The 7,531-nt window shown below is 71.0% G+C and carries 9 protein-coding genes and 1 pseudogene; 5 read left to right on the top strand and 5 right to left on the bottom strand.

Features of this window, described 5'->3' with window-relative positions:
• A pseudogene (locus C1I98_RS31835) lies at positions 1-318 on the bottom strand (inorganic phosphate transporter); the annotation flags it as partial.
• Between the two features lie 150 nt (positions 319-468).
• Here C1I98_RS31835 and purU point away from each other — a divergent pair.
• The gene (gene purU / locus C1I98_RS31830) at positions 469-1,317 is read left to right on the top strand and encodes a formyltetrahydrofolate deformylase (RefSeq protein ID WP_111171069.1); all 849 of its coding nucleotides are present in this window, start codon (positions 469-471) and stop codon (positions 1,315-1,317) included.
• 34 nt (positions 1,318-1,351) lie between these two features.
• Here purU and C1I98_RS31825 read toward each other — a convergent pair whose 3' ends face one another.
• Together C1I98_RS31825 and C1I98_RS31820 are read right to left on the bottom strand one after the other, a co-directional pair.
• Positions 1,352-1,699 (bottom strand): VOC family protein, encoded by a 348-nt coding sequence (locus C1I98_RS31825; RefSeq protein ID WP_111171068.1) that lies wholly within the window; start codon positions 1,697-1,699, stop codon positions 1,352-1,354.
• 105 nt (positions 1,700-1,804) lie between these two features.
• Positions 1,805-2,422: a TetR/AcrR family transcriptional regulator gene (locus tag C1I98_RS31820; RefSeq protein WP_111171067.1), complete on the bottom strand. Its 618-nt coding sequence runs from the start codon at positions 2,420-2,422 to the stop codon at positions 1,805-1,807.
• Positions 2,423-2,554: 132 nt separating this feature from the next.
• Here C1I98_RS31820 and C1I98_RS31815 point away from each other — a divergent pair, with 132 nt between their 5' ends.
• Entirely contained in the window at positions 2,555-3,022 is a 468-nt protein-coding gene (locus C1I98_RS31815; RefSeq protein ID WP_111171066.1) for a hypothetical protein, read from the top strand.
• Here the strand turns inward: C1I98_RS31815 and C1I98_RS31810 are convergent.
• Together C1I98_RS31810 and C1I98_RS31805 are read right to left on the bottom strand one after the other, a co-directional pair.
• On the bottom strand, positions 3,006-3,875 hold the full coding sequence (locus tag C1I98_RS31810) for a helix-turn-helix domain-containing protein (protein WP_146607760.1): 870 nt from the start codon (positions 3,873-3,875) through the stop codon (positions 3,006-3,008). The two genes, C1I98_RS31815 and C1I98_RS31810, sit on opposite strands and share 17 nt — an antisense overlap.
• Before the next feature lie 3 nt (positions 3,876-3,878).
• On the bottom strand, positions 3,879-5,948 hold the full coding sequence (locus tag C1I98_RS31805; RefSeq protein ID WP_111171064.1) for a prolyl oligopeptidase family serine peptidase: 2,070 nt from the start codon (positions 5,946-5,948) through the stop codon (positions 3,879-3,881).
• Between the two features lie 343 nt (positions 5,949-6,291).
• On the opposite strand from C1I98_RS31805, the gene C1I98_RS31800 reads away from it, so the two are divergent.
• From C1I98_RS31800 to C1I98_RS41960, 3 genes are all read left to right on the top strand, one after another.
• A complete protein-coding gene (locus tag C1I98_RS31800; protein ID WP_111171063.1) occupies positions 6,292-6,801 on the top strand; it encodes an HNH endonuclease in 510 nt (169 codons plus the stop codon).
• A gap of 83 nt (positions 6,802-6,884) precedes the next feature.
• Positions 6,885-7,103 (top strand): FmdB family zinc ribbon protein, encoded by a 219-nt coding sequence (locus tag C1I98_RS31795; RefSeq protein ID WP_111171062.1) that lies wholly within the window; start codon positions 6,885-6,887, stop codon positions 7,101-7,103.
• 12 nt (positions 7,104-7,115) lie between these two features.
• Complete coding sequence (locus C1I98_RS41960; RefSeq protein WP_158558263.1) at positions 7,116-7,283, top strand: hypothetical protein; 168 nt, start codon at positions 7,116-7,118, stop codon at positions 7,281-7,283.
• The last annotated feature ends 248 nt before the right edge of the window (positions 7,284-7,531 follow it).

Below are 7,531 nucleotides of genomic sequence, written 5' to 3'. Positions count from 1 at the left end.
GCCCACCACCGCCAGCGTCAGGCTGGTCGGCAGCCCACGCGCGCTGAGCGCGGTCACCACCACGAGGGCGGCCAGCACCGCCAGCGCCATGGCGGCCTGCCCGCCCGGGTCGCGCATGGGCGCGAGGCGGGTGGTGAAGGTCACCGCGACCCGGTGGGTGACCAGCGGCACGACGGCCACGGCGGCCATCAGCAGGGCGATCCCGGTCACCGGCCGCACGCTGGGCAGCTTGAGCCCGGTACCGAGCAGCGCGCCGCCGTCGTTGACGCCGGAGACGACCGCGAAGACGCAGGCGAGCGTCAGCAGCGCGATCGTCATGGTCGTTCAGCGTCCCCCTTCGGCGGCGAAAGCGGTTTCTAGCCGCGGTTCTACCCGAAAACGGCGTGATTTCTCCGATCGGGCGGGCGACCGGCCGCGTTCACCCGCTGAGCACCGTAAACTCTGCCCGGAACCCGGGAGGAGCGGACGATGACCGCGGAGTACGTGCTGACCCTGTCGTGCCCGGACCGCCCCGGGGTGGTGGCGGCGGTGTCCGGGCTGCTGGCGGGGCGCGGTTGCAACATCACCGAGAGCCAGCAGTACGGCGACCGCGTCGCCGACCGCTTCTTCATGCGCGTGCAGTTCCTGTCGGACCTGCCGGACGACGAGCTGCGCGCGGCGTTCGCGGCGCTCGCGCCGGAGTTCGGGATGGAGTTCAGGCTCCGTGACCTGGGGGTCAAGCCGAGGGCGCTGGTCCTGGTCAGCAAGCTCGGGCACTGCCTGAACGACCTGCTCTACCGGGTGCGGTCCGGGCTGCTGGACATCGAGATCGTCGCGGTGGCCTCCAACCATCCCGACCTGCGCCCGCTCACCCAGTCCTACGGGATCGACTACCACCACCTGCCGGTCACGCCGGAGACCAAGCCGCGGCAGGAGGCGGAGATCCTCACGCTGGTCGAGCACTACCAGGCGGACATGGTGGTGCTGGCCCGGTACATGCAGGTGTTGTCAGAGGACCTCTGCGGGAAGCTGGCCGGGCAGGTGATCAACATCCACCACTCCTTCCTGCCGTCGTTCAAGGGGGCCAAGCCGTACCACCAGGCGTACTCGCGCGGGGTGAAGCTGATCGGTGCGACCGCCCACTACGTGACGCCCGACCTGGACGAGGGGCCGATCATCGAGCAGGAGGTCGCCCGGGTGAACCACACCCATTCGCCGGACGACCTGGCCGCCATCGGCCGCGACCTGGAGTGCCAGGCGCTGGCGAAGGCCGTCCGCTGGCACGCCGAGCAGCGCATCCTGCTGGACGGCCACAAGACCGTCATCTTCCCCCGCTGAACCCAGCTGAACCCCGCTGACCTCGCCGCCCGGTTCAGGGGCGGTAGGTGCCGAAGTACCAGTCGCTGCCGCCGGGGTCCTTGCAGGCGTACTCCCGCGAACCGTACGGCTGGTCGGTGGGCTTCTGGGTGATCTCCGTGTCGGCCGCCGCCACCCGGTCGTGGTGCGCGTCCGGGTCGTCCACCGCGATGTAGATCCCCGGGCCGCCCGGCCTGCCCTGCCCGACCATGATCATGTCATCGCCGAGCACCAGCTCGGCGTGCGAAACCTGGCCGTCATCTCCCTTCGCCACCGAGTGGGCCGAAAAGCCGATCACGTTCACCAGCCAGTCGACGGTCGCCCCCGGCTCTTCGCTGCGCGCCAGCGCGTAGATCGTGCGCATCTGCCGCTCCCCTTTCGTGCTTGCCCGTGTCCTTCCCCACGATGGCTCGGCTCAGGGGGGTCCGGCTTGGAATAATCTGACCTCTGCCTGCCGGAACGCCGTGGGTCAGGGGTGTGCCAGGCTGCCCAGTTCCGTCTCGAACAGGCGGGCCGGGTCGAGCTTCATCCCGGTGAAGTGCCCGGCCAGCTCCAGCGAGAGCACGCCGTGGACGCGCGTCCAGAAGCTCAGCGTCAGCCGCATCGCCGGAGTCGGCTCGGACCATCCGACCTCCATGGGAGCGCCGGGGGAGTCGTCTTCCGCTATGGGGCGGCAGGCGGCGAGCAGCACCGCCATGATCTTGTTGGCGATGCCGGTGATGTCGTCCGGCGCGTGGTAGCCGGGGATGGGCGTGCCGTAGATGAGCAGGTAGCGGTTGGGGTCGTCGAGCGCCCACCGGCGGATCGCGTGGCCGATGGCGGCGAGGTCGGGGCCGTCCGTGGCGGTGGCCTGGACGGTGTCGGCCAGGCTGCGGTAGGCGTCCCTGATCAGCTCGGTGATCAGGTCGTCGCGGCCGGCGAAGTAGCGGTAGAGCGCCGGGCCGCTCATCCCCATCTGCTTGGCGATGGCGTTGAGGGAGAGCGCGGACGCCCCCGCGGTCGCGATCTGCTCCCAGGCGCGCTCCATGATCTCCGCGCGGACCTGTGAGCGGTACCGTTCGCGGGGAGATGTCGGGGACTCGGTCATTGCCGGTACCCCTCCCTTCGGACGTTAAGGCCTATCACCAACCCTAGTGCCTGTAACGAACATTGTGCGACCCCTCACTTCGGTGACATCGTCGGGCCAAGGCGCGGACGTGACCCGGATCAGGTGACCCCCATGAGCGATGACGTCCTGTCGGTCATCCCGACCGACCCCTACTGGCAGCCCGAGCGGGCCGCCGCCGACCGCGCCGCGGCGCTCGCCACCGCCCTCGCGCCCGGCAGACGCGGGGGGCTCGCCCCGGAGATCCAGGTCAACTGGCACGACCGGCCCAACCTCGTCGACTGCGGGGCGTACCTGGAGTGGATCACCTGCCCGCACTGCTCGGGCATGCTCGACCCCGGGTGGTGGACCGGCGTGGCGGAGGCCCACGCCACGCACGGCTTCGACCCCCTTGCGGCCGATCTGCCCTGCTGCGGCACCGCCTCGACGCTCGACGCGCTGAACTACCACTGGCCGTGCGTGTTCGCCCGCTTCGAGATCGCCATCTGGAACACCGTGCGGGAGCCCTTCACCGACGACGAGCTGACCACGTTCGCCGAAGCCCTCGGCCACCCGGTACGCCAGATCATCGCGCACATCTGACCGGCAGGCCCCGCACGTCCGCCTCCGGGACGGCGAAGCCGCCCGCCCGGTAGGTCGCGAGCAGGCGGGCCGGAGCCGACCCGGCCATCGCGCGGAAATCGCGGTTCATGTGCGCCTGGTGGAAATATCCGGCCGTGGCCGCGACCTCGGCCGGCGAGGCCCCCGGCCCGGCGGTGGACATGAGAAGGCGCAGCGCGTGATCGAAGCGCAGCACGCGGGCGGCGGTCTTGGGCGACAGGCCGACCTGGTCACGAAACCGCGACACCAGGTGACGGTGACTCCAGCCCAGCCGGTCGGCCAGCTCGCCGACGCCTGCCGTGCCGTGCGTGGCCAGCAGCCGGCCCCACGCCCACGGGATCTGCGGGCCCGTCTCGGGGGCCTCGGCCAGGCGGCGGGTGAGCAGCCGGTCGAGCAGCGTCAGGCGTACGGGCCAGGCGGGGGCGTCCGCCAGCCGCTCGACCCGCTCGGTGCCCCACCGGCCGAGCACGTCGTCGATCGGGACGAACCGGTTGGGCAGCTCGTTCATCGGCACGCCGAAGATCCGCCTGGCCCCGACCGGGGTCAGGTTGACCTGCACGCCCTCGGCGCTGCCCTGGGTCACCATGTCGGTGTAGGCGTCGGCCAGGCCGGCGGTGAACGACGCGAGCCGGTACGGCGAGCCGGGCCTGCGCGGGTCGCGCAGGCCCGGCCGTCCGGTGAAGCGGAGGATCAGCACCACCCCGCCGAACGGCGGCTGCCTGCGATGCAACGGCACCGGGTGGTCCTCCCGGTAGGCGGTGACCTGCGTCACGTAGGGGCGCAGCGCCGGCCCCGGCGTGCCCTCCAGCGCGGTCATCCCCTCCGGCGCGGGCACGCGCTAGCCCTCGCGCAGCCCGGTGTGCTGGGCCAGGAAACTGAGCTGGTCGGCCGCGAGATCGACCGACTTGCTGACCGCCCGTGCCCCGTGCCCGACCTCGGTCTCGTTGCGCAGCAGGATCGGCCGCGCCGGGTCGGCCTGGGCGTGCTGCAGCGCCGCGCACATCTTCCACGCGTGCATCGGATGCACCCGCGTGTCGGACGCGAACACCGAGAACAGCGTCGCCGGGTAGGAGACCCCCTCGCGCACGTGGTGGTAGGGGGAGTAGGACCACAGCCAGGCGAACTCCTCGACGACGTCGGCCGAGCCGTACTCGACGTTCCAGGTCGCGCCCAGCCCGAACCGCTCATAGCGGATCATGTCCAGCAGCGGGGCCGAGCAGACCACCGCCGCGTAGAGGTCGGGCCGCTGGGTGAGGGCCGCGCCGACCAGCAGACCGCCGTTGGAACCCCCGGAGATGCCGAGCGTGGCCGAGGTGGTGACGCCGGTGGCGATCAGATGCTCGGCGGCGGCGTGCAGGTCCTCGTAGACGCGCGGCTTGCCGGCCAGCATGCCCGCCCGGTGCCACTCCTCACCCTGCTCGCCGCCGCCGCGAAGCTGCGCGATGGCGTAGACGCCGCCCGCCTCCACCCACGTCAGGATGCTCGCCGAGTAACCCGGCGTCATGGAGATGCCGAAGCCGCCGTAGCCGTACAGGATCGTGGGGCGCGGGCCGGTGGTGTCCGGGCGCGAGATCACCAGCATGTGGACCTCGGTGCCGTCGGCCGAGGTGTAGACGACCTGCTCGGTCTTGACGGCCGGGACCTCCACCGCCCCCGGCGAGGACGCCCACAGGGTGGTCTGGCCGGTGCGCGCGTCGTAGCGCTGGATGGTGGGCGGCGTGGTGTTGTCGGTGTAGCTGAACCACGCCTCGTGGCCGCCCTCCGGGCGCTCGATGATCCCCCCGATCGTACCGAGCCCGGGGGTCGGCACATCGCCGGTCTTCGCGCCGGTGGCGAGGTCGTGGACGGTGATCTCGCTGATCGCGTGCCTGGTCCAGCCGACCAGCATGACCGGGGAGCCGAGCTCGTCCAGGATGGCGTAGTCGGACAGCACCGCCTCGGGGTCTTCTGGGATGAGGTCGCGCCAGTGCTCGTGGCCCGGCCGCTGCGGATCGGTCACGCAAACCCGGCCGCGCGGGGCGTCGCGGTCGGTGAAGACGTAGAGCCGGCCGTCCCGGCCGAAGTGCAGCGACGTCTGCGCGTCCACGCCCTCCTGCACGGTGACCAGCGCGGGACTCTCGGGCCGGGAGGCCGCGAGGTCGGCCATCCACAGGTCGTTGCGGGGCGCGGTGCCCCTGGACGCCGAGATCGTCAGCCACCGGCCGTCGCGTGAGACGCCGACGCCGTAGTAGTTGGTCTTCTCCATGCCGTGCCCGAAGATCTCGACGTCTTCGTCGCTCGGCGCGCCCACCTGGTGCAGGAAGACGCGGCGGTGGTACTGATCCTCGCCGGCGGGGACCGCCGAGGCCGGGAGCCTGCGCACGTAGTAGAACGCCTCGCCGCCGGGCAGCCAGGCGATCGGCGAGTAGCGGCAGCGGTCGATCGGGCCGTCGATCCGGTCGCCGGACCCGATGTCCAGCACGTAGACGTTGGACTCCTCATCGCCGCCCACCGAGATCTGGTAGGCGAGGAGCCGGCCCTCCTTGTCCGGTTGCCAGGAGTCGAGCGTGGTGAGGCCGGAGGGGTCGAGCGCCATGGGGTCGATCAGCACGCGTTCGGTGCCGTCGGGATCGACGGTGTACAGGACGGAGTGCTCCTGATCGGGCGTGCGGCGCATGAAGAAACTGCGCTTCCCCCGCCATACCGGCACGCCGACGGACCCAGAACGCAGCAGCTCGGCGATCCGATCGCGGAATGCGGGGCGAGTGTCAAGGGTCGCGGTGAACAGCGACTGCTGTGCGTCCAGCCATTCCTTGGTGGCCGGGTCATCGGGGTCCTCCAGCCACCTGTAGGGATCGGGGACCCTGATGCCGTGCAGCTCCTCGGCCTGGTCGTCGCGGCGTGCGGGTGGGTACGGCATTGGCGTCATGGATCGCACACTACATTCCTCCAGGGACACAAGCCGCTCATGATCGCTGATGGTGGCGAACCCATCCGTCCGCCGCATTGTGGACGGAGTAAAGAGGGGTCCGCGCGGGGATAAAACGGATCAGGTGACTCTCCTGACATTCGCGCCTGCTGTTATGGGGTGGCGAAGGAGCGGAGTGAAACGCCAGACTGGGTGGAGGACGGTGCCGTGGTGACCATCCGCTGGGCCGTCCGGCGGAGGTCCATGTGACGGAAGTAACCGGGCCCCAAGAAAGTGGGCCACAACGCGGGTCGTGCTGCGGTACGGCCCTTGACATGCCGCGCACAGCGAGAAGGGCCCGCTGATGCGCCAGGTCTTACTGCTCAACGCCACTTTCGAGCCGCTGACCACTCTCTCGCTGCACCGCGCTGTGGTCCTGGTGCTGCGGGAGAAGGCCGACGTCGTGCATCGTGATGGACGGGGAGCCGTACTGCGTTCCGCCAGCCGTACGGTGGACGTGCCGTCGGTCATCAGGCTCAGGAGATATGTCCGTATCCCCTACCGGTCACGGATTCCGCTCACCCGGGCGGCGCTGATGCGCCGCGACGACTACCGCTGCGCCTACTGCGGGCAGCGGGCCGAGACCATCGACCACGTCATCCCGCGCTCGCGGGGCGGTACGCACACGTGGGAGAACTGCGTGGCGTCCTGCATGGGGTGCAACCATCGCAAGGCCGACAAGATGCTGGAGGAACTGGGGTGGAACCTTCGGGTCGCCCCGGTGGTGCCACGAGGCGCCCATTGGCGGCTGATCGGCGCCAAGCTGATCGGTGACCCGCAATGGGCGCCCTACCTTTCGGAGAACGCCGCCTGACGGCCCGGCCTGGACGCGCACACCGGCCCCGCCCCGGGGCCGGTGCCCGCGCCGGGGCGGCGGTGGTGCGATAACATCCAGGCATGCCGCGTTATGAGTATCGGTGCCGTGCCTGCGGGAGCACGTTCGAGATGTCCCGGCCGATGGCGCAGGCAGGTGACCCGGCCCGTTGCCCCCACGGCCACGACGACACCGTCAAGCTCCTGTCCACGGTCGCCGTGACCGGCACCTCCGGCACCTCGGCCCCCACCCCAGGCCCCAGCGCCGGCGGAGGCTGCTGCGGCGGAGGCTGCTGCTCCTAACAGCCTGCCCCCGTGCCGGCGAAGCGGCTGTTCGGTGGGAAGGAGTCCACGGCCTACCGGATCGGCCCCATGTGGCGGCGCTCGGCCGAGATCGAGTGGTGCCACGCCATCGCCCGGCACACCGCCGCCACGCTTCCCGACACAGCGCCCCGATTCCCACCTCCGACGGTACGACCGTGATCCAGGTGGAAGGCCATCCGGTATCGCCGCGGCGCCCGATCGCGAGCCCCGGCAGCGCCTGTCCCTGACTCGTGCCGGGCTGTGCGAAAGGCGCCCCCTGATGGCCGCCTCGGTGCTGAGTCCCGGCGGTGGCTGTTTCTGACCCGCTCACGGGCCCCGGTGACCGGTGCCGCGGCTGCGGCTCCTGGCAGGCGGCCCGTGGACCGGTACCTCTTGCCCCTGGCGGGGGCCCGCGGGGGGGGGGGCCC

The sequence above is a fragment of the Spongiactinospora gelatinilytica genome (genome assembly GCF_003236385.1).
GTDB classification, from domain to species: domain Bacteria; phylum Actinomycetota; class Actinomycetes; order Streptosporangiales; family Streptosporangiaceae; genus Spongiactinospora; species Spongiactinospora gelatinilytica.
The sequence above is the reverse complement of the archived record's forward strand: the minus strand, read 5'-3'. Positions and strand labels throughout refer to the sequence as shown.

What these genes read in the sequence shown, in the direction of transcription:
- C1I98_RS31795 (WP_111171062.1), top strand. Translation starts at nt 6,885, where the DNA reads ATGCCGCGTTATGAGTATCGGTGCCGTGCCTGCGGGAGCACGTTCGAG.
- purU (WP_111171069.1), top strand. Translation starts at nt 469, where the DNA reads ATGACCGCGGAGTACGTGCTGACCCTGTCGTGCCCGGACCGCCCCGGG.
- C1I98_RS31800 (WP_111171063.1), top strand. Translation starts at nt 6,292, where the DNA reads ATGCGCCAGGTCTTACTGCTCAACGCCACTTTCGAGCCGCTGACCACT.
- C1I98_RS31825 (WP_111171068.1), bottom strand. Translation starts at nt 1,699, where the DNA reads ATGCGCACGATCTACGCGCTGGCGCGCAGCGAAGAGCCGGGGGCGACC.
- C1I98_RS31815 (WP_111171066.1), top strand. Translation starts at nt 2,555, where the DNA reads ATGAGCGATGACGTCCTGTCGGTCATCCCGACCGACCCCTACTGGCAG.
- C1I98_RS31820 (WP_111171067.1), bottom strand. Translation starts at nt 2,422, where the DNA reads ATGACCGAGTCCCCGACATCTCCCCGCGAACGGTACCGCTCACAGGTC.
- C1I98_RS31805 (WP_111171064.1), bottom strand. Translation starts at nt 5,948, where the DNA reads ATGACGCCAATGCCGTACCCACCCGCACGCCGCGACGACCAGGCCGAG.